Annotated in this window: 15 protein-coding genes and 4 tRNA genes; 4 read left to right on the forward strand and 15 right to left on the reverse strand. The window is 68.2% G+C overall.

The window, feature by feature from the left end; translation table 11 throughout:
* Nucleotides 1-150: 150 nt before the first annotated feature.
* The 15 genes from ON21_RS17055 to ON21_RS17125 all read right to left on the reverse strand — a co-directional run bounded on the left by ON21_RS17055 (nucleotide 151) and on the right by ON21_RS17125 (nucleotide 17,581).
* Nucleotides 151-645 carry a WKL family lipoprotein gene (locus ON21_RS17055; RefSeq protein ID WP_039799085.1) on the reverse strand — a complete coding sequence of 165 codons (495 nt, stop codon included), beginning with the start codon at nucleotides 643-645 and terminating at the stop codon, nucleotides 151-153.
* 163 nt (nucleotides 646-808) lie between these two features.
* Nucleotides 809-1,693 (reverse strand): LysR family transcriptional regulator, encoded by an 885-nt coding sequence (locus tag ON21_RS17060; protein ID WP_051020892.1) that lies wholly within the window; start codon nucleotides 1,691-1,693, stop codon nucleotides 809-811.
* Between the two features lie 24 nt (nucleotides 1,694-1,717).
* A complete protein-coding gene (pdxS, locus tag ON21_RS17065; RefSeq protein ID WP_039799086.1) occupies nucleotides 1,718-2,620 on the reverse strand; it encodes a pyridoxal 5'-phosphate synthase lyase subunit PdxS in 903 nt (300 codons plus the stop codon).
* Nucleotides 2,621-3,076: 456 nt separating this feature from the next.
* Nucleotides 3,077-4,120 carry an NUDIX hydrolase gene (locus ON21_RS17070; RefSeq protein ID WP_039799110.1) on the reverse strand — a complete coding sequence of 348 codons (1,044 nt, stop codon included), beginning with the start codon at nucleotides 4,118-4,120 and terminating at the stop codon, nucleotides 3,077-3,079.
* Nucleotides 4,120-5,244, reverse strand: coding sequence for a glycosyltransferase family 4 protein (locus tag ON21_RS17075; protein ID WP_039799087.1), 1,125 nt, complete (start codon nucleotides 5,242-5,244; stop codon nucleotides 4,120-4,122). Before ON21_RS17075 ends, ON21_RS17070 begins: the two co-directional genes overlap by 1 nt.
* Nucleotides 5,241-6,209: a phosphatidylinositol mannoside acyltransferase gene (locus tag ON21_RS17080; RefSeq protein WP_039799088.1), complete on the reverse strand. Its 969-nt coding sequence runs from the start codon at nucleotides 6,207-6,209 to the stop codon at nucleotides 5,241-5,243. The genes ON21_RS17075 and ON21_RS17080 overlap by 4 nt, the downstream gene beginning before the upstream one ends.
* A gap of 88 nt (nucleotides 6,210-6,297) precedes the next feature.
* Complete coding sequence (gene pgsA, locus ON21_RS17085) at nucleotides 6,298-6,993, reverse strand: phosphatidylinositol phosphate synthase (RefSeq protein WP_039799089.1); 696 nt, start codon at nucleotides 6,991-6,993, stop codon at nucleotides 6,298-6,300.
* A 23-nt stretch (nucleotides 6,994-7,016) separates the two neighbouring features.
* Nucleotides 7,017-7,616: an ATP adenylyltransferase gene (locus ON21_RS17090; protein WP_039799090.1), complete on the reverse strand. Its 600-nt coding sequence runs from the start codon at nucleotides 7,614-7,616 to the stop codon at nucleotides 7,017-7,019.
* Nucleotides 7,613-9,676: a threonine--tRNA ligase gene (gene thrS, locus ON21_RS17095; protein WP_039799111.1), complete on the reverse strand. Its 2,064-nt coding sequence runs from the start codon at nucleotides 9,674-9,676 to the stop codon at nucleotides 7,613-7,615. Before thrS ends, ON21_RS17090 begins: the two co-directional genes overlap by 4 nt.
* A 223-nt stretch (nucleotides 9,677-9,899) precedes the next feature.
* Entirely contained in the window at nucleotides 9,900-10,538 is a 639-nt protein-coding gene (locus ON21_RS17100) for a (2Fe-2S)-binding protein (RefSeq protein ID WP_245562634.1), read from the reverse strand.
* The gene (locus ON21_RS17105; RefSeq protein ID WP_039799112.1) at nucleotides 10,517-10,942 is read right to left on the reverse strand and encodes a TIGR02611 family protein; all 426 of its coding nucleotides are present in this window, start codon (nucleotides 10,940-10,942) and stop codon (nucleotides 10,517-10,519) included. The genes ON21_RS17100 and ON21_RS17105 overlap by 22 nt, the downstream gene beginning before the upstream one ends.
* Nucleotides 10,943-11,050: 108 nt before the next feature.
* Nucleotides 11,051-13,300, reverse strand: a complete 2,250-nt coding sequence (locus tag ON21_RS17110) for a solute carrier family 23 protein (RefSeq protein WP_039799092.1) — start codon at nucleotides 13,298-13,300, stop codon at nucleotides 11,051-11,053.
* A gap of 243 nt (nucleotides 13,301-13,543) precedes the next feature.
* Nucleotides 13,544-15,772 (reverse strand): SulP family inorganic anion transporter, encoded by a 2,229-nt coding sequence (locus ON21_RS17115; protein WP_039799093.1) that lies wholly within the window; start codon nucleotides 15,770-15,772, stop codon nucleotides 13,544-13,546.
* Nucleotides 15,773-16,018: 246 nt separating this feature from the next.
* Nucleotides 16,019-17,185, reverse strand: a complete 1,167-nt coding sequence (locus tag ON21_RS17120) for a type III polyketide synthase (protein ID WP_083880682.1) — start codon at nucleotides 17,183-17,185, stop codon at nucleotides 16,019-16,021.
* 324 nt (nucleotides 17,186-17,509) lie between these two features.
* Nucleotides 17,510-17,581 (reverse strand) — tRNA-Val (locus ON21_RS17125).
* Between the two features lie 396 nt (nucleotides 17,582-17,977).
* Here ON21_RS17125 and ON21_RS17130 point away from each other — a divergent pair.
* The 4 genes from ON21_RS17130 to ON21_RS17145 all read left to right on the forward strand — a co-directional run bounded on the left by ON21_RS17130 (nucleotide 17,978) and on the right by ON21_RS17145 (nucleotide 19,927).
* Nucleotides 17,978-18,050 (forward strand) — tRNA-Gly (locus tag ON21_RS17130).
* A gap of 42 nt (nucleotides 18,051-18,092) precedes the next feature.
* A tRNA-Cys gene (locus ON21_RS17135) sits at nucleotides 18,093-18,163 on the forward strand.
* A 1-nt stretch (nucleotide 18,164) separates the two neighbouring features.
* A tRNA-Val gene (locus ON21_RS17140) sits at nucleotides 18,165-18,239 on the forward strand.
* 728 nt (nucleotides 18,240-18,967) lie between these two features.
* The gene (locus ON21_RS17145; protein ID WP_157170864.1) at nucleotides 18,968-19,927 is read left to right on the forward strand and encodes a hypothetical protein; all 960 of its coding nucleotides are present in this window, start codon (nucleotides 18,968-18,970) and stop codon (nucleotides 19,925-19,927) included.
* The last annotated feature ends 23 nt before the right edge of the window (nucleotides 19,928-19,950 follow it).

A 19,950-nucleotide genomic window follows, 5' to 3' on the forward strand; every position in this document is an offset into this window, starting at 1 on the left:
TGTCCATGTCGCGCTGCCGAATACGCCTTGGGCGCAGGCTAACACCGCAGGTAGCGGGCCGATTCGACGCAGGGACCGCGGCGGGCGGAGCCGACGCCGGTCACGACGAGGCGAACTTCATCGCCCGCGCGCCCGGGCCGGCTCCGGCCGTCAGGCGGTGCAGGCCGGGGATTGCTGGTTCAGGTTGGCCAGCGCCTGGCAGGCCCAGGCCTTCTGCACCTTCCACTTGCCGTCTTCGAGGACGAACGGAACGTCGACCTGGTTCGCCTGCCCGTTGATGGTGAACGTGGCCTGGGCGGTGACAGTGTCACCGAAGGCGGTCACGCCCGTGACCACTGCCGTGGCGTTGGCCTGCTGAAACGCCTGGGCCAAGCGGTTGGGCAGGCCCGGATCGGCCTCGATGCCCTGCACGAGGTCGAGCTTCTCCTCGTTCGGCACCGCGGGGTCGAGCGCACGCTGCAGGTTGGCGTTCAGTTCCTCTTTGGTGGGCGGGGCGGGTACGTTCGCGGTCGCCGAGGCGGCTGCGGTGGTGGTGTGGGTGGTGTGCGAATCGCTCTTGTCGTCGCTGCCGCAGGCGGCCAGGCTCAGGGCGGCCACTAGGGCCACGCCTGCTGCTGCGATGCGTCCGGTCTTGAGAAGCTTCAACTGTTCGTCCTTTGCGCTCGGATCGATCCGACGGTGATAGGGCGCGATATGGCCGGGATGGCCATCGAATGGCGAAGCTACTGAGCGTGATTGTGAGAACCATGAGGCGACCTTCTGGCCGCCGTAAGAAGTGAACCTAGCATCGGAAGCGGTCCCGGCGGGCTCATTCCGGCGACAGTTCGGCCGCCAGTGCCGCCAGCAGCGCCGCGACGGCCGGATCACGCACCGCCGCGCGCCAGGCGAGCGCGTACGTCACCAGCAACGGCGTGCCGCGTAGCGGCCGCCAAACCAGACCAGGCAGTCCGTTCACGCGTGACGAGCTGAGCCCGATCATGTCGGGACGCGACGGCAGCACGGCCAGCATCTGCGCATGCCCCATCGCGCTGTCGCTCAGCCGCACGGCGGCGCCGTGGCCCGCGAGCGTGCGCAACAGCAAGTCGTGCAGGCCGGTAGCCGATTCGCGGGCGAACAAGATCAGCTCGTGTCCGCTGAGCTCGGCCGGGTCCAGCGGCGCCGCACCGGCGAGCGGATGCCGCTCGGACATCACGACACCCAGTTCCTCGCGGGCCACCGGACGTTGCGCGAAGCGTTCGGGCAGATCCACCGGGGCACGGACCAACGCGAGATCCACTTCGTCGTCATCGAGAAACCGCACCTGATCGGCGGTCGTCCCGCCGGTGAGCACCATCCTGGCACCGGGCAGCGCGGTGGTGAGCAGGCTGCCGATGCGGGCGGGCAGCCAGGGCGGGACACCGTTCAGCAGCCCGAGACGCAGCACCGGCGCACCGGCGGCGGCAGCGCGCCTGGTCTCGCGCATCGCCTCGTCCATCGCGCGCAGGACGGTCCTGCCGGAGCGCAGCAGCACCGCGCCCGCGGCCGTCAGCTCCACCCGGGGCTCCCGCACCAGCAGTGGACCGCCCAGCTCCCGTTCCAGCACCTTGATCTGCTGGCTGAGCGTCGGCGTCGAGATGAACAATCGCTCCGCGGCCCGGCGGAAGTGCAATTCCTCCGCCAGCACCACGAAGTACCGCAGCTGCCGCAACTCCACGCGGCAGACGCTACCGGCCGGGAATCACCAGCCGCGCTCGGCCAGGCGGTGCGGCTGGGCGATCTCTTCGACGTTGATGCCGACCATGGCCTCGCCGAGCCCACGCGACACCTTGGCCAGCACGTCCGGGTCGTCGTAGAAGGTGGTGGCCTTGACGATGGCGGCGGCGCGCTGTGCCGGGTTGCCGGACTTGAAGATGCCCGAACCCACGAACACGCCCTCGGCGCCGAGCTGCATCATCATCGCGGCGTCGGCGGGAGTCGCGATCCCGCCCGCGGTGAACAGCACGACCGGCAGCTTGCCCGTCTCGGCGATCTCACGGACCAGCTCGTAGGGCGCCTGCAGCTCCTTGGCCGCGACGAACAGCTCGTCCTCGGGCAGCGACGACAGCCTGCGGATCTCCTGGCGGATCTTGCGCATGTGGGTGGTCGCGTTGGACACGTCACCGGTGCCCGCCTCGCCCTTGGAGCGAATCATGGCCGCGCCCTCGGTGATTCGGCGCAGCGCCTCGCCGAGGTTGGTCGCGCCGCAGACGAACGGCACGGTGAAGTTCCACTTGTCGATGTGGTTGGCGTAATCGGCGGGGGTGAGCACCTCGGACTCATCGATGTAGTCCACGCCGAGGCTCTGCAGGATCTGCGCCTCGACGAAGTGGCCGATGCGGGCCTTCGCCATGACCGGAATGGAGACGGCGTTGATGATGCCGTCGATCATGTCCGGATCGCTCATCCGGGAGACCCCGCCCTGGGCGCGGATATCGGCGGGGACGCGCTCCAGCGCCATCACCGCGACCGCACCGGCGTCCTCGGCGATCTTGGCCTGCTCCGGCGTGACGACATCCATGATCACCCCGCCCTTGAGCATCTCGGCCATGCCGCGCTTCACGCGGGCGGTACCGACGGTCTGGGTGGACTCGGGGGTGGTCACGGCAAACTCCTCCAGGCATGTGCGCCAAATCGATCACTCGCAGTCGAACGCCACGATTCTAGGTGGCCACAAAAGGCCACTTGATAGCCAGTTGGAGGGCACTGGCCTGGTGTGATCTCGGTTATGGCGCCTTACGCCGAGAAGGCTCTGTCGTCCTGCCGTCCCGGCGCCGCACTGGCCTGCCCGGTCCGCGCCGGGCGCCCGGTCACAGCGGGCCGACCACCAGCAACTGCGCCCAGTACTCCGCGGCCGCGGGACCGAGCAGCGGCAACAGGAAATCGAACAGCAGGTACGACATGAATCAACTACCTCCACAACCGAACAGGAACAGCTCCGCCGTCAGCGGGCCCACGACACCGAAATCACATGCGTCCCCGACATCAGTACCCTCCGGCGCCCTGGATCATCGCGACGCTATCACGATCGTGAAACACATCACACTCGTTCCGCGGCCGGTCAGCGGATGGAGCGGACCTCCGGATCGCCGGTACCCGATGCCGCCTCGGCCGCTTCGGCCAGCAGTTCGTCCAGGTGATACGGGTAGACGGTTTCGCCGGAGCGGTCCAGCGCGACGATGTCGGCGGCGGTGCACCATCGGTGTCCGGTGATGGAGCGACGTTCGATCACGGTCAGGTTCGCCGGTTGCGGATCGAAACCACGCACTCGCAGAGCGAAGAACAGCTCCTCCGACCGGATCAACTCGCCGTTGAAGGGGAATACCGCTACCCGCCGCCAGATCGGACCGCGCAGCGCGGCAGGATCTCCGCGATATCCGGTCTCCTCGTACAGCTCCCGTACCGCCGCCTCGCGCAGGCTCTCCCCCGGCTCCACGCCGCCGCCGACGGTGAACCAGAACGACACCTCCGGCGTCTTCGGATCGTTGCCGCGCATCAGCAGGGTCCGATTGTTCTCATCGAACAGCACGATCCGCGCGGTGGTGCGGATGGTGTCCACCGCGAGGCCGGTGGACGCGGCGGGGGTGGCGCGCTCGGTGATCTCGAAGTAGGTCGGCAAGGGCGCCGTGCCCCCGAGGTGCAGGATGCGGACCGGGCGGCGGGTGCGCAGCGCCAGCGTGTCGCGCACGGCGTCGTTGTGGAAGCGGCGTGCGATCAGCACCCGGGCCTCCGCGTCGGCCAGCTCGGCGACCAGTTGCGGGCGCAGCGTGCCGATATCGACCGCCGACAGTGCGCTGGACAACCGGTTCTCCACGGTCTCCCGATCGGCGCGCCCGGCGCGCTCGGCCCGGTCCGCCAGCACGGTCAGTTGCCTGGCCTGCTCCGACAGGGCCGGATCGGACACCGGACCCGCGATCGCCATGGCGACCGACCTGGCCACCACCGCCCGCCGGGCCAGCGCCGCGTCGAGCGCCTGCCAGGACTGGTCGGAGCGCACGTGCAGCCGGTCGAGCCGGTTGGCGGTGGAGTACGCCCACAGGCCGATCGCGACGACGACCGCGGCGATCAGCGCGAGGACGAGGACGGTCGTCGCGGAGAAGGTGATCATCCGGCGGCCCGCACTCTCGTGTCGCCGACGGTCACCGTCTCGTAGACGCGCAGGATCTGTTCGGCCACCACCGGCCAGTCGTATTCACCGACGACCTGGGTCGCGGTGTGCACGAGCGCCTCTCTGCGCACCTCGTCGGTGAGCACGGTGTGCAGCGCGCCTGCCAGCGCCGCGGAGTCGCCGACCGGGACCAGCATGCCCGCCGAACCGTCCCGCAACACCCGGCGGAAGGCGTCCAGTTCACTGGCCACGACGGCGGTGCCCGCCGCCATCGCCTCGATCAGGATGATGCCGAAACTCTCGCCGCCCAGGTTCGGCGCGACATACACATCCGCGCTCCGCATCGCGGAGGCTTTCTCCTCGTCGGACACCTGACCGAGGAAGCGCAGATGACCGGACAGCCGGCCGGCTTCGCGGCGCAACCGGTCCTCGTCGCCGCGGCCGACGATCAGGATCTGGATGTCGGGATGCTTGCGCACCAGCTCGGGCAGCGCGCCGAGCAGCACTTCCATGCCCTTGCGCGGCTCGTCGTAGCGGCCGAGGAACAGCACCGTCCCGCCGGGCCGCGGATAGCCCGGCAGCATCGGCGCGCGGGCGAACGCCGGGACGTCGACGCCGTTGGGGATCTCCACCGCGTCCGAGCCGAGCGCCTCCACCTGCCAGCGGCGCGCGAGTTCGGAGACCGCGATACGACCGGAGATCTTCTCGTGATACGGCCGCAGCACACCCTGAAAAGTGCTGAGCACCAGCGATTTCGTCGTGGAGGTGTGGAAGGTCGCCACGATCGGGCCCTCGGCGATCTTCAGCGCGAGCATCGACAGGCTCGGCGCGTTCGGCTCGTGGATGTGCAGGACGTCGAAATCGTTGCCTTCGATCCAGCGTCGAATCCTGGTGTAGGCCATGGGCCCGAACGACAGCCGCGCCACCGACCCGTTGTACGGGATGGCCACGGCGCGTCCCGCCGACACTGCGAATTCCGGCAGCGGGGTGCCCTCGGACGCGGGCGCCAGGACGCTCACCTTGTGCCCGCGTTCGATGAACACCCGCGCCAGTTCGACCACATGCGCCTGCACCCCGCCGGGGACGTCGAACGAATAGGGGCAGACCATGCCGATCTTCATGGCGATACGTCTCCCTGTTCGGCCTCGATGCTCGCCTGCGCGGTGTCGATCCTGGCACGCCGCTGGGGCGAGAGATCGCTCTCCCACAATGGTTGCAGCATGTGCCAATCCGCCGGATACTCGGCGATGTTCGCTGCGAAGCGGTCCGCCAACGCCTGGGTCGCCGCGGCCACTCCCACGGAAACGTCAATGGGCTCTTCGACTTTCAGCCCCCAGTTCTCGCGGCCTTCGGCGTCGGCCTCGAACCACGCGTGCACCGGCAGCAACGCCGCCCCGGTGTCGACGGCCAGTTTCGCCGCGCCCGCGGGCATCCAGGTGCGCTCACCGAAGAACTGCACGGGTACACCTTTGCCGGTGAGGTCGCGTTCGCCCATCAGGCACACGATCTTGTTCTGCCGCAGGCGCGCCGCCAGCAGGCCGAAGGGCGGCTGCTCACCGCCGGTCAGCGGGAACACCTCGAAGCCCAGGCTCTCCCGGTACGCGACGAACCGCTCGAACAGCGATTCCGGCTTCAGCCGCTCGGCCACGGTGGTGAGGCCACCGTAGTGCTGTACCAGCCAGACGCCCGCCATGTCCCAGTTGCCGGAGTGCGGCAGCACGAAGATCACGCCCCGGCCCTCCGCCAGCGCGGCATCCAGATGCTCCAGCCCACCGACGTAGTAGTCGATCGCGGCGTGGTCCATCGTGGGCAGCCGGAACGCCTCCCGCCAATATCGCGCGTACGAGCGCATGCTGGCGCCGATCAGTTCGTCCGGCACGTCGGCGGGAAGCACGCCCAGCACGCGCGCCAGATTGCGCCGCAATTGGTTCGGCGCGCCGCCCGCGTGGAATTTCCGATTGGCGCGACGGGCGACCCGGTCGGCCCCCCACTCGAACACTCGCCGTGCCGTCGGCTCCGGCAGCGCGCGCACCAGTCGCCAGCCCGCCACGTATCCGGCGGCGCCGAGCTGTTCCCCGATAGTCATCCGCGCCTCCGCGCCATCGATCCGCGATCCGCCGTCAGCGATACCCGGACGCCACCGTCGATCGGTCCGCGCCCGGTATCAGGTGAGATCACGACGGAAGTCCAGAGGTGTCGGCGGTTCCCCCGCCGGGACGCTGTGACTGCCCGGCCGGGATCACGGTGCGCGCCCCCGGCGAGTTGCGCACGGCCAGCACCCGCTGCACGACGGTGACGATGCTGAGCACGGCGAGGATCCACATGGCCACGTGCACGGCGTAGGTGAGCCACTCGATCCCCCAGTAGCCGCCGATTCCGGTGAAGCCCGCGCCCACCAGCACGATGATCAGCCGGTCCGGCCGCTCGATGATGCCGCCGTCCGCGGACAGGCCACTGGCCTCGGCGCGGGCCTTGGCATAGGAGATCACCTGAGAGGTCACCAGGACGACGAGCGTCGCGGCGAACAACGGCTTGTGCTGCTCGTGGTAGACCGCCCACCAGGCCAGTCCGCCGAAGATCGCGCCGTCGGCCAGCCGGTCACAGGTGGCGTCCAGCACCGCGCCGTATTTCGTGCCGCCGCCGCGCGCCCGCGCCATCGCCCCGTCGAGCATGTCGAACATGACGAACAACCAGATCACCATGGTTCCCCAGAACAGGTGTCCGGTCGGGAAGAGCGTGACCGCGGCGACGATGGAGGCGGTGGTGCCGATCAGCGTCATGGCATCCGGCGTCAGGCCGGTGCCGACCAGCGCCCGGCCCAGCGGAGCCGTCGCCTTGGCGAACGTCTCGCGGCCGAAGAAACTCAGCACGGCAGATCCGCCCGGTCGCTCATCTACGCCTCCTTCCAGGCCGCCGACAGCAGCGCCCTGGTCTCCCGCAGCAGTTGCGGCATCACCTTCGCCCCGCCGATGACCGTGATGAAGTTCGCGTCGCCGCCCCAGCGCGGGACGATGTGCTGGTGCAGGTGGTCGGCCAGCGACCCGCCGGCCACTCCCCCGAGATTCAGCCCCACGTTGAAGCCGTGCGGCCGGGACACCTTCTTCATCACCCGGATGGCCTGCTGGGTGAAGGCCATCAACTCGGCGCTCTCCGCGTCGGTGAGATCCTCCAGGTTGGCCACCTTGCGGTACGGCACCACCATCATGTGTCCCGGGTTGTACGGGTACAGGTTGAGCACTGCGTACACCAGCTCGCCCCGGGCGACGACCAAGCCGTCCTCGTCGGACATCTTGGGGATATCGGTGAACGGGTGGCCGGTCGCATCCTTGGCGCTGGTTGCCGCCTCCGCGATGTAGGACATGCGATACGGCGTCCACAGGCGCTGCAGCCGGTCCTGTTCCCCGGCGCCGGTGTCCACGATGCGGCCCGGTTCGGCCGACACCGCGGTCCCGTCCAGATCCGCGAGCCCCTCCGGCACCGTCCGCTCGGTCATGCCCCACCCTTGTTCGCTGCTCGGATCTCGAAGCCCTCGGCCGTCGGCGACGCGTTCTCCCGCTGGGCGATCCACGCGACGATGGTGGCCACCGCGTCGTCGACCGGCACGCCGTTGACCTGGGTGCCGTCGCGGAAGCGGAAGCTCACGGCGTTCGCGTTCACGTCGCGCTCACCGGCGAGCAGCATGAACGGCACCTTCTGGGCGGTGTTGTTGAAGATCTTCTTCTGCATCCGGTCGTCGCTGCGATCCACCTGCGCGCGGATGCCCTCGTCCTGCAACCGTTCGATCACCCGATCCAGATGCGGGGCAAAGGCTTCCGCGACCGGGATGCCGACGACCTGCACCGGCGACAGCCAGGCGGGGAAGGCGCCCGCGTAGTGCTCGGTGAGCACACCGAAGAAGCGTTCGATCGAGCCGAACAGCGCGCGGTGGATCATGACCGGCCGCTGCTTGGTGCCGTCCGACGCGGTGTACTCGAGGTCGAAGCGCTCGGGGAGGTTGAAGTCCAGCTGGATGGTCGACATCTGCCAGGTGCGACCCAGCGCGTCCTTGGCCTGCACGGAGATCTTCGGGCCGTAGAAGGCGGCGCCGCCGGGATCGGGCACCAGCTCCAGCCCGGAGGCCGAGGCGACCTTGGACAAAGTCTCGGTGGCCTCCTCCCAGATCTCGTCGGAACCGACGAACTTCTTCGGGTCCTTGGTGGACAGCTCGAGGTAGAAGTCGTCGAGGCCGTAGTCCTTCAGCAGGTCCAGCACGAACCGCAAGGTGTCGGTCAGTTCGCCGTGCATCTGCTCTTTGGTGCAGTAGATGTGCGCATCGTCCTGCGTCATGCCGCGCACCCGGGTCAGGCCGTGCACCACGCCGGACTTCTCGTACCGGTAGACCGATCCGAACTCGAACAGCCGCAGCGGCAGCTCCCGGTACGACCGGCCGCGGGCACGGAAGATCAGGTTGTGCATCGGGCAGTTCATCGGCTTGACGTAGTAGTCCTGGCCGGGCTTGCGAACGGTGCCGTCCTCGTTGAGTTCGGCGTCCAGGTGCATCGCGGGGAACATGCCGTCGCGGTACCAGTCCAGGTGGCCGGAGACCTCGAACAGATGGCCCTTGGTGATGTGCGGGGTGTTGACGAACTCGTAGCCCGCCGCGACGTGCCTGCGGCGCGAGTACTCCTCCAGCTCTTTACGGATGATGCCGCCCTTGGGGTGGAACACCGGAAGACCGGATCCGAGTTCGTCGGGGAAGCTGAACAGGTCCAGTTCCAGGCCGAGCTTGCGGTGGTCGCGGCGCTCCGCCTCGGCGAGCAGGTGCAGGTGCTCGTCGAGCGCCTCCTGGGACTCCCACGCGGTGCCGTAGATGCGCTGCAGGTCCTCCCGGCTCTGGTCGCCGCGCCAGTAGGCGGCCGAGCTGCGGGTCAGTTTGAAGGCCGGGATGAACTTGGTGGTCGGAATGTGCGGACCGCGACACAGGTCGCCCCAGATCTTCTCGCCGGTGCGCGGGTCCAGGTTGTCGTAGATGGTCAGCTCTTTGCCGCCGACCTCCATGACCTCCGGGTCGTCGATGCCGGACTTGTCGCTGATCAGCTCCAGCTTGAACGGCTCACCGGCCAGCTCGACCCTGGCCTCGTCGACCTCGACCACCCTGCGGGAGAACCTCTGGGCGCCCTTGACGATCTTCTTCATCCGGGATTCCAGCTTGGCCAGGTCCTCCGGGGTGAACGGCCGCTCGACGCGGAAGTCGTAGTAGAACCCGTCCTTGATGAAGGGGCCGATGCCGAGCTTGGCCTCGGGGAATTCCTGCTGCACCGCCTGGGCGAGCACGTGGGCGGCGGAGTGCCGGATGACGTTGCGGCCGTCGGGGGTGTTCGCCGCGACCGGTTCCACGTCGACGTCCTCGTCCGGGGTCCACGACAGGTCCTTGAGCTCGCCGTCCGCCCGGACGACTACGACGGTGTCCGGCCCCTTGGTGGGCAGGCCCGCCTCGCGCACCGCGGCGCCCGCCGTCGTCCCGGCCGGCACCCGGACGAGGGCGACTGGGCTGATGGCGGCTGAGGTGGTCACGGCTGCGCTCTCCTTGACGTTTCTCGGGTGCGGGCTGGGTCCCGCGGGATGGTGGCCGATCGCATGTTCGCCCGGCGCGACCATGCTACTGTCCCGCCGCTTCGGCCCGCCCCTCCGGGTTTTGGGCGGTTGCGGTCGGATGGCGCGAGGTTTGCGTTCGAGTCATCCTTCGGGCGCCGCCCACGTTCCCGGCGTACCCGTCGAGTTGTCGCGCGCCGGATGGTCAGCCCTCGGCGGCCAGGTCCGCGAGCAGTGCGATGCGTTCGGCCGCGGGGCGTTTCGGACAGCTGGTGCACATGTCGCAGCCGGGCACCTCGAACACCAGGCAGCAGGAGATGCGCCGCACGAAGGTGCGTCCGCCGATCTCGACGAAACGCGGAACCGGGAGTTTGCCGCCGATCTCGGCGGCCAGTCGCGCGCCCGCGTCCGGCGACCCGGCGTCCAGCGCGCGGTTGCCGATCGCGTCGGCCACGATCGCCCACAACGCGGGTACGCCCGCGCTCGACACCCGGGCGACCGGCGGGATGACGCTCGCCAGCGTCTCGTGCAGCGCCGCCGCGCTACCGGAGGCCCGGCCGCCGTCGGCCGGGATTCGTACCCGTTCGATACCGCCGTCAGGTCGAACTTCGCACTCGAGCCGGTCCAGCGCGGCTTCGGGGCCGTCCTCGTCGTGCGCGTACGCCCGCGCGATCTGCTCCACCAGCGCGGACGCCACCATGCACCACCACAGCGTGCCCGCGATACGCAACGAGGTGGTCCCCCAGGAATGGCCCATCTCCGCGATGCGCGCCGCCAGCCATTCCGGGTGGGTGAGCATGCGCCCCGGAACGGTGGTGACCGTTACAGGGGGCTGCGCAGCCATTCCCATTCGACTCCGATCCAACTACCCACAAGCTCGAAGGTTCCCAATACCCACAGCGTCGCGACGACCAGCGCGGCGGTGCCGACCGCGCCGGCCACCTGCACGGCCAGGCCTTGCCGGGAGTACCAGTCCATCAACTGCCGGTACCGGTCCCGCAGCCAGGCCAAGACCTTACGCGCCCAAGCGAATTCGGTGGCGAGGATGCCGAGCCCGGCGAACACGATCGCCCAGCCGGGACCGGGATACGGAATCGCGAGCACACCGGCCGCGAGCACGGCGACACCGACCACCGCGACCGCGATCCGGTAGCCGAAGTACAGCGTAGGTCGTCGTTCGAGCCCGGCACGGAAGGCGCGCCAGCGGGTCGGCCGATCGGCCGAGCTGGTTTCGAGGTCTGTGGGCACGTTCCCCAGGGTACGAGGGTCCGCGCATCCGAAGCCCGCTCCCACGTGCCCGAAAACGGTGATCCCGCCCGGGCAGGCCGCCCGAGCGGGATCACCCATCCCCGTCGATCAGACGAGCTGCGGAGCGGACTGCTGGCCCGCGTCATCGATGTGCGCGATGCCGTTCTCGGTCACCTCGACCACCCGAGCGCTGGCGATGTCGAAGAACAGGCCCGACACCTTGACGCCGCGCTCGGCGACCGCCTTGCGCACCGCCGGGTGCTGATGCAGCAACTCGAGCTGCACCGCGACGTTCACCATGGCCAGCTGATCCACCTCGCCGAAACCGGCCTCCCGCGCCGCGCCCGCCACCGGATGGCCCGCGTGGAACCGCTCCACGCTCGGTCGCGCGTGCGCGAGCCAGGCGTCCACGCCGGGAACCCGGGCGCCCGCGTGCAACGCCTTCATGGCACCGCAGGAAGAATGCCCGCAGACCACGATCGAGCGGACGTTCAGCTGCTCCAGCGCGAAGACCAGCGCGGCCTCCACCGACGCGTCGCCTTCGGCGGGCGCGAGGTTGCCCACGTTGCGCACCGTGAACAGATCGCCCGGCCCGCTGTTGGTGATGATGTTCGGCACGATCCGCGAGTCCGAGCAGGTCAGGAAGAACGAATCCGGGTCCTGCTGATCGCGCAGCTCGTCCAGGTGCGGCCGGACGACGTGCGCGTGACTGCGGTGGTAGGCCGCGACGCCCGCGGCGACCGGGTTCTCGTGCCGCTCGTCGCGCCGCCACGGGCCGAGGATGTCGTCCCAGACCGAGCGCGCGAAGCTCCGCGCGGGCGGCTGTGCCGCGGCGTGCGCCATCCTCGCGCCGCCGATCTCGACGAAATCGACGGTCCCGCCGTTGTTCACCTGCTGGCGGGCGAATTCCTCGATGGCCTCGAAAGCCGCGTGATCGAGGAAGTCGACGGTCATCTCCACCGTGACGTCGGCTCCCGGGGGGATCTTCGCGAACTGCGCCGACAGCTTCGGCAATGCCAGGAAGGTGGCCGAGCCGTCGATGGTGACCAGCCAGCGCTGCGTGCCGGGGACCTGTTCGGCCTTGATCGCCACGCGGACCACCCGCCACAGCAGCAGGCCGAAGGCCAGAGCGAGGCCGATCAGCACGCCCTCCAGCAGGTTCGCGAACACCACACCGAGCACCGTCACGACGTAGACCAGCAGGTCGCCGGTGCGCCGGGCCAACTTGATGTGGGCCAGCTTGACCAATTGGATGCCGATCACGATGAGCAGACCGGCCAGCGCGGCCTTCGGGATCTGCTCCACCACGGAGACCAGCGCCACCGAGAACACCAGCACCCAGACACCGTGCAGCACCGCGGAGGCGCGGCTGTGCGCGCCCGCCTGCACATTGGTGGCGCTGCGCACGATCACGCCGGTGACCGGCAGGCCGCCGAGCAGGCCGGACAGCACGTTCGCCGAGCCCTGGCCGATCAGCTCCCGGTCGAAGTCGGTGCGCTTGCGCGAATGCATCTTGTCCACGGCCACCGCGGACAGCAAGCTCTCCACGCTGGCGATCAACGCGATGGTGAGGATGGCCAGTACCAGACCCGACCAGTCGCCGCGCGGCAACGCGGGCAGGCCGATGGCGTCGAACAGCGAGCCGTTGAGCACGATGCGCACCGCGTCGAGCGGCAGCACCAGCGACAACACCGTACCCACGAGCACCGCGACCAGCGGACCCGGCACGACGCGGACCCTGGCGGGCAGATACTTCCAGCCGAGCATGATCGCGATGACGACCGTGCCGATCAGCGTGCCGCCGCCGTGCAGGGACAGCAACTGCCCGGGCAGCTCGACGATGTTGCGCCAGGCCGAACTGTGCGAGGAACCGCCGAGCAGCACGTGGATCTGCTGCAGCGCGATCGTGATGCCGATACCGGCGAGCATCGCGTGCACCACCACCGGCGCCACGGCCAGCGCCGCTCTGGCCACGCGGCTGAGGCCGAGCAGGATTTGCAGCACGCCGGCCGCAAAGACGATGAAACACGTAGTGCGCCAACCGAATTGATTGATCGTCTCGGCGACGACGACAGTGAGGCCCGCGGCGGGGCCGCTCACCTGGAGGACCGAACCACCGAGCGTTCCGGCGACGATACCGCCGATCACGGCGGCGATGAGCCCGGCGGCGACGGGGGCTCCGGAAGCGATCGCGATGCCGAGCGAAAGGGGCAGTGCGACAAGGAAAACCACGATCGAGGCGGGTACGTCGTGGCGGAGGATATCGGTGAAGCGGTCGGACAGCGGTCCGGAACTGCGGCCCGAGCCCGCCGGGGCGGGCGTTGACGGTGGCGGGGCCAAATCTTGATCGATAGCCATGACTCTCCTTCGCCGACTCGGCTGTCTCGCCGAGGTCGGTTGACGATCAACATGTCCAGCAGGGCACAAGACCGCGAACCGGCATCTCGCGGTGAAGCAGTCCCGACACAGCGATGAGTCGAGATGTAAACGAGCGCAAGTGTATTGGTAAAGACTTAGCAAAGCCTGAGAAGTTCGCCGATTGTGTGTGATTCCCCACTGGCCTGTCGTCGTTGATCATCGTGATCCACCGCACAAGGCTGGTCAGACGGGTTCCGCCGCGATCGGCCGCCGCTCGTCGCCGAACTCCGCGATTCCGTCGACCATGATCTCGATCACCCGGGCCGTGGCGAGGTCGAAGAACAATCCCGATACCGCCACACCCCGTTCCTCGATTCCCCTACGGACGACCGGGTGCGCATACAGCGTCTCCAGTTGCACCGCGACGTTCACCATGCCCAGCTGGTCCACCGGGCCGAACCCCGCGACGGCCGCCGCGGCGGCGACCGGATGCCCCAGCCGATAACGCTCCAGGCTCGGCCGCGCGTGCACCAGCCAGTCACCGAGCCCGGCCCCGGGGCGAACCTCGCGATGCAACGCCTCCATCGCACCGCAGCCGGAGTGACCGCACACCACGACCGCGCGCACGTTCAGCCGCTCCAGCGCGTAGCTCAGCGCCGCCTCCACCGAGACGTCCCCACCGCGCGTAGGCACCAGGTTGCCCACGTTGCGCACGGTGAACAGGTCGCCGGGACCGCTGTTGGTGATGACGTTCGGCACGATCCGGGCGTCCGCGCAGGTGAGGAAGAACGAGTCGGCGTCGTGCCGATGGCGCAGCTTGTCCAGGTGCGGGCGCAGCAGGTGGGCATGGCCGCGGTGGTAGGCGGCGATGCCCGCCGCGATACGGTCCTCCCGGTCGCCCGTGCGCCGCCACGGTCCGATGACCTGGTCGACCACCTGCCTGAAGTGCCCGCGCTCGGGCGGTCCGGCCAAGGCGGCGGCCATCCGCGCGCTGCCGAGTTCGGCGAATTCCACCGTGCCGCCGCGGGTTTCGCGCTCGCGAGCCCATTCGGTGAGGAATTCGTGGGTGGCGTGGTCCAGGAAGTCGACCGCCATCTCGACGGTCACGTCGGCGTCGGCCGGGACCTTCGCCAGTTCCGCGGTGAGCTTCGGCAAGGCAAGGAACGTACACGTGCCGTCGATGGCGACCACCCATCGGCGCGAGCCCGCCACCGGCGCCGCGACGATCATCACGCGCACCACCCGCCACAGCAGCAGCGCGAACGCCAGCGCCAGCCCGATCAGCATGCCCTGCAGGAGATTCAGGAACACGACACCCAGCACCGTCGCCAGGTAGACGTACATCTCACCGGCCCGCCTGGCCAGCCGGATGTGCGCCAGTTTGATCAGCTGCACGCCGACGAAGATGAGCAGTCCGGCCAGCGCGGCGGTCGGGATCTGCCGCACGAGCCCGGCCAGCGCCACCGCGAACAGCAGGATCCATACCCCGTGCAGCACGGTCGCCGCCCGGCTGCGGGCCCCGGCGTTCGCATTGGTGATGCTGCGCACGATGACCGCCGCGATCGGCAGGCCGCCGAGCAGGCCGGAGACGACGTTGGCCGAACCCTGCCCGATCAGCTCCCGATCGAAGTCGGTGCGGTGACCCGGCCGCATCTTGTCCACCGCGACGGCCGACAAAAGGCTTTCGACACTGGCGATGAGGGCGATCGTGACCATGGTCGAGGCGACGGCCGTCAGGCTGCCGGAGGGTACTGCGGGCAGACCCAAGGAATCGAGCAACGAGCCGCTCAATCCGATGCGCTCGACGTGTGTCGGCAGGGCGAGCGCCAAGAGCGTGGCGGTGACCACCGCGACGAGCGGCCCGGGAATCACGCGCACCCGCCGTGGCGCGAAGCGCCAAGCGACCAGGATGACGATGACGACCAGGCCGACGCACAGGTCACCGGTGCGCACCGACAGCAGCTGCTGCGGTAGACCGACCAGCGCGGCGAACGACGAACTCAGCGACCTGCCGCCGAGCAGAACGTGCACCTGTTGCAGCGCGATCACCACGCCGATGCCGGCCAGCATGCCGTGCACGACCACCGGGGCGATGGCCAACGCGGCGCGCGCGACCCGACTGAGCCCGAAGAGGATCTGCAGCACACCCGCACCGACGGTGATGAAGCACGTTGCCGCCCAACCGAATTGGTGCACACTCTCGGCTACGACGACGGTGAGGCTCGCGGTGGGCCCGCTGACCTGGATCGCGGAACCACCGAGCAATCCGGCCACCACACCACCCACCACGGCCGCGATCAGGCCCGCGGCCACCGGAGCGCCGGAGGCCACCGCCACGCCGAGCGAAAGGGGAAGCGCGACCAGGAAGACCACTATCGAGGCGGGTAGATCGGCACGGCCGATGCTGGTCAGGCGACCGGCAAGATTCGCGTGCGGCAACGTCCGTGGTGCGGAATCGGTGTCGGTGGACATATTTTCTCCTTCGCCGGGGTGGCCCCGGTTCATCGGTCAAACATGTTCTTGGCATCGAAAGCGAGCGGCGGGCGAAGCTCGGCCGTCCCTCCGGTCGACGGGGGTGCGGCCCCTGACGCAGCGGTCGAGACGATAGTAAAGAGTTCGCAAAGCGTATGAAAAGGTTTCCGGTCCCGCTGGCAGCAACCGCTACCATAATGTGACTCAGGTCACAATGCAACAAAGGGCCGAGGGACAGCCGCCCGATCACCGGCGCACGACGTCGAAGACGATTCCCTCGATCGTGATTCCCGGCGCGAACGAGAACGCGACGCCCGTCGAGATCGGCTTGTTCGCATCTACTTCGCCGGCGATCCGTTCGAGCACGAAGATCAGTGAGACGCTCGACATGTTTCCGTATTCGCCGAGGACCGCCCAACTCGTCGACGAGGCTTCCGGCGGGAGGCCGAGCGACCGCGCGGATTCGAGCAAGATCTTCGGCCCGCCAGGGTGAATCGCCCACACATCGATGTCCGTCTGCCGCAATCCATTGCGGCGCAAGACATCTCCGATCACAGGAGCAACACCGTTGTTGATGTACCGAGGTACGTTCTCCGACAGCTCGCATGTGATGCCGTCGTGGTTGACGCCGACCGCGATGCCGTCTTCGGTGGCCTCGAACAGGTGGGTGAATTGGTCCCGGATGACGATCGTCCCGGCTTCCGCCGGTCGCGCCCCCCGGTTCCCCCCGACGACGACCGCGCCGCAGCCGTCTCCGAACAGGCTCCGAGTCACCGCGTCGTTGATGTCTTGGACGGGGAGGGCATGCACGGAGTTGAGCTCGATACACAAGACCATCGCCTTCTTGTCCGGGTTGGCCCGGACGAAGTCGGAGGCGGTGCGAATTCCGTTCATCGCTGCCGCGCAGCCCATGAAGTTCACGACCAGGCGAGCGACCGACCTAGGCAGTCCGAGGGTTTCGACGACCGCGACATCGACGCCGGGCGCGAGGACGCCGGTGCTCGTGGCGAACACCAGAAGTCCGAGGTCGGCCGGGTCGACACCGTCGAGCGCGCGCCGCGCCACATCGACCGCCAGTGGAACGGCGTGGCGGTGGAACAGGCGCATGCGATCCTGGATCGTCGCGGGTTTGCCGCCGGGCGCATGAAGTCGAGCATCCAGCGGGTCGACCGCGAACCGCCGGGTGTCGATCATGGTCTTGCGGAAGATGCGTCTGATCCGGTTCCGCTGCTCCGGATCGGTGAATTGCCCGGCCATCCAGTCCGCCGCGACGGATTGGTCGAGCACCAGGCTGGGCGCACCGGTCGCAATTGCTTCGATGATGGGGACGACGTTCGTCGGCGGCGCCGAGGGGATCGTGTGCTCTTGCACAGCAGCGCAGGTGCGAAATGCCTGGTCGAGAACGATTGACATAGAGCCGTTCTTCCTGACTCGAGCGATTCGGAATGCGTACTCCAATCGTCGAATAGCTGAAGCCCGGCAACCAGGTACCCCAGGGGTTGGGATCCTCACCCTGAGCCGCAAAGTGCGTCGCCCACGTCCATCGCGAGCACGCCTGATCAAGCTCAGTCAAGTGCAGTGCACCGCCGGTCAGGTGATAGGCCGGCTGGTCGTCAACTCCCGGCGTGCACGCCTCCGCGCACCAGGGCCGTTCCGCGATAAGCAGGCTGCCGAACTACGACGGGCGGCCGAGTACGCAAAATCCCCTCGACCTGCTGATATGCCGAGGGGATGAAGTGGTCCCAGCTGGGATCGAACCAGCGACCTTCCGCGTGTGAGGCGGACGCTCTCCCGCTGAGCTATGAGACCTGGCGGGTTTTCCGGCGGCTCGCGAGCCTCTCCGGACGAGACGAAACATTAGCACGCGCTACCGCCGGTTCACCAAATCGCCATCCGGACAGGGGCTGTTTCGCGTGGAGCCACCGCCCGCGAGCAGTCCATCCGAGCCCGGCGCACAGGGTCCGACGACGGGCGCGTGCCGCTCATGACCGGCACCCGGTTCGCTCGCCGGTTCGACGCGCCAGCCCAGGGATGACAACCCGATCGCCTCTAGCCCCCCATGCACCACATGGGTCACGGGCGTCACAGTGCGCCACCTTTCGGATTTCCACCGTTCTACCAGCGGATTTGTACCTTTCACCGAGCGTCCGCTAATGTTCTGTCTCGCACCACGGAGGCCGGAAACGAGCCCCGGGGAGGCAGAATGCGGATGTAGCGCAGCTGGTAGCGCATCACCTTGCCAAGGTGAGGGTCGCGGGTTCGAATCCCGTCATCCGCTCGAGAGGTAGGGCCAGGCAACATACGCCGTCCCCCTTTGCGCGGTGGAGTGGCCGAGTGGTGAGGCAACGGCCTGCAAAGCCGTGCACACGGGTTCGATTCCCGTCTCCACCTCGCGCGATTAGCTCAGCGGGAGAGCGCTTCCCTGACACGGAAGAGGTCACTGGTTCAATCCCAGTATCGCGCACCACCGTCTCACGAGGTCAGACCCGGTTTTTCACCGGGTCTGATTTTGTTTGTGCCCGACTCGTGCTCATGGGACCCGCGCGTAACGCGTTGCCGAGGCGCGGCGCGTACCACGAACAGTGCCGACCTGTCGCCGGTTGCATGCCTCCATCCGACGCAAGAACAGGTAGTCGGCTACCCGTGAGCAACCCGAGGCCTTCTGGCAGCGTTCTCCCTGATCATGAGTAGTCGAATCAGGAGTTCCGATGCGATCTCCAATCAACCCGCGCTCGAGAGCTACGAAAGCCGCTCGGTTCGCCGCGACGGTCGCGGCGCTCGGATGCTCGGCGGTCGTCTTCGTTGCTTGCGAAGGCGACAGTGACCCCGCCCCGCCCGAGCCGGCCTCACCCGCAGTGACGCCTACGTCGAACCCGCGACAGCCCGGGACGACGGTTTCGCCTGTGGATTCGGTTTCCGCTTCTCCCCCACCGCCCGCCGAAGCGCCGGTACCCGACGGCCATTCGTTCCCCACGGCGGAACCGTTCGGCACCCGCGTACCGGGTGCTCGCCCCTCCGGTCCGGAGGGCAACGTCCGACCTTCCGTGCCGCAGTCGGCGCCCTCACGACCGGGGCCGATCGACACGGGTACTCCACCTTCGCAGGAGACACCGGGTGGGCAGCTGCCCGTCCCCAACGGAACGCCTCCAGGCCGGTGAGATGGCCGATCATCCGTCCGCGCAGGGTTCCCCGGCGATGCTCCAACGATGGGTCGGCTTCGTCGGGGCCGTCGTCGCTCCGACCACGATCATCACGGCGCTGTGCTACTACTTCGGCTACGTCTACACCCGTAAGAAACTCGCCTATTTCGGTGTCGACTGCGACGCCCTCGGCTTCGCCTCCAGCGACTATGTGGTGGGGAGTGTGAGCGTGCTGTACGTACCGCTCCTGCTACTGCTGGTCGGATGGTTCTCGGCTACCTGGGTAGGCACCTACGCACGGCGCTTCGTCCGGAGCGGACGGCGACCACGCCTGGTTCGCAATATCGGCAGAGTCGTCCTCACGATCGGCGCCATCTTCATCACTACCGGTATCACGGGAATATTGGTCCCCTGGCTCACCCCCAAGGCCCCTGTCCTTTCTTGGATGTTCTCACCCGCCACGCTCGGAGCGGGTGGCCTGCTCATCGTGGTCGGCTACTGGGTCATGTCCGCGTCGATGAGTGAGCCCAGCGCAGGGGAACCGACCTCGACCACGCGGATCAATCAGACCATCGCGATCGCGGTCAGCCTTCTAGCCCTCTTCGCCGTGATGAACTCCTTCGCCACCCGGCTCGGCGACAACGCCGCCCGATCCGCCGCCCACGACCTGTGGACGCGGGAGTCCGTCGTCTCCGTCGTGACGGACCAACGCTTGGACGTGCCGAGGAACCTCGTCGCGGAGACATTGGTCGAGGCCCCGTCGCCACAGCCTGCACGATTCCGCTACCAGTGTTTCCGCGTCCTGGTAGCACGAGACGACCTGTGGGTACTCGTCCCGGCCAAATGGTCCCAGGACAACGGATTCGCGGTCATCGTTCCTGCCCACGGCTCCATCGTCAGCGTCTCACGATCGAGCGCCTTCAAGGACGTCGCCGAAGACAATCCACGACCCGAAGCCGTGCGGTGGCCGTGCCCCGAACGCGCACCGAATCCCCCTGACTCTCCGCATGGATAACACGTCATAGCTGCCATGTGCCG

It is taken from the genome of Nocardia araoensis NBRC 100135 (assembly GCF_000308435.1).
GTDB classification, from domain to species: domain Bacteria; phylum Actinomycetota; class Actinomycetes; order Mycobacteriales; family Mycobacteriaceae; genus Nocardia; species Nocardia araoensis.

Coding starts and splice junctions, on each gene's coding strand:
- ON21_RS17075 (WP_039799087.1), bottom strand. CDS start 5,244: ATGAAGATCGGCATGGTCTGCCCCTATTCGTTCGACGTCCCCGGCGGG.
- ON21_RS17080 (WP_039799088.1), bottom strand. CDS start 6,209: ATGACTATCGGGGAACAGCTCGGCGCCGCCGGATACGTGGCGGGCTGG.
- ON21_RS17090 (WP_039799090.1), bottom strand. CDS start 7,616: ATGACCGAGCGGACGGTGCCGGAGGGGCTCGCGGATCTGGACGGGACC.
- ON21_RS17100 (WP_245562634.1), bottom strand. CDS start 10,538: ATGGCTGCGCAGCCCCCTGTAACGGTCACCACCGTTCCGGGGCGCATG.
- ON21_RS17110 (WP_039799092.1), bottom strand. CDS start 13,300: ATGGCTATCGATCAAGATTTGGCCCCGCCACCGTCAACGCCCGCCCCG.
- ON21_RS17115 (WP_039799093.1), bottom strand. CDS start 15,772: ATGTCCACCGACACCGATTCCGCACCACGGACGTTGCCGCACGCGAAT.
- ON21_RS17120 (WP_083880682.1), bottom strand. CDS start 17,185: ATGTCAATCGTTCTCGACCAGGCATTTCGCACCTGCGCTGCTGTGCAA.
- ON21_RS17145 (WP_157170864.1), top strand. CDS start 18,968: ATGCTCCAACGATGGGTCGGCTTCGTCGGGGCCGTCGTCGCTCCGACC.